Raw genomic sequence first — 749 nt, forward strand, 5'->3', positions numbered from 1 at the left:
GCTCGCCGCCTACCTGCCCGCCGCCGACCGCGGCGACCTGCCGCCGCTGCAACAGGTCGACCTGCGGGCGGATCTCGGCCCGCCCGCCGGCGGGACCCTGCCCTCGGTCACCAATGTCAGCCTCACCGCCGGCAAGTCGGACCTGACCGCCTGGCGCAAGGGCCTGTCGCTCCGCTCGATGAACATCACCCTGCCCGCGCTCGACCAGGCGGTGGACGTCGCGCTGGCCGGCCAGTACCAGGGCCGGCAGGTCGGGCTCGAAGGCAAGGCCGGCCCGGTCGGCCCCGTGATCGAGGCGGCCCTCGGCGCACCCGCCCCGGCCCACGCCGTGCCCACCGAGCGCTTCACCATGAACGTCGCCGGCCGGGTCGGCAACGCGCTGTTCAACGCCGCGGGCGGCATGGCGACCCCCTCGAAGCTCGCCGGCGTCGCGATGAAGCTGAGCGCGACGATCCCCGACCTCGCGAAACTCTCCGACCTCGTCGGCACGCCGCTGCCGGCCTGGACCGATATCGGCGTCTCCGGCCTGCTCACCGATCCGGGCGGCCAGGGGCTTGCAAACACGGTCGCGCTGAACAGCCTCGCGATCAGCTCCGCCCAGGCGCAGCTCGGCGGCGCCTTCAGCCTGCGGCTTGGCCCGAAGCCCGACCTGCAGGCGGTGATCCACGCCTCGCGGATCGACCTGACGGCGCTGCTCAAGGCGATGCCGAAGCCGGCGGCGGCCACGCCCGGCACGGCCGGCGCCGGCG

The 749-nt window shown here is 74.9% G+C and carries 1 pseudogene; it reads left to right on the forward strand.

Going from position 1 to position 749, the window contains the following annotated elements:
* A pseudogene (locus APM_RS10360) lies at positions 1–749 on the forward strand (AsmA family protein); the annotation flags it as partial.

The organism is Acidiphilium sp. PM (assembly GCF_000219295.1).
Classification (GTDB): domain Bacteria; phylum Pseudomonadota; class Alphaproteobacteria; order Acetobacterales; family Acetobacteraceae; genus Acidiphilium; species Acidiphilium multivorum.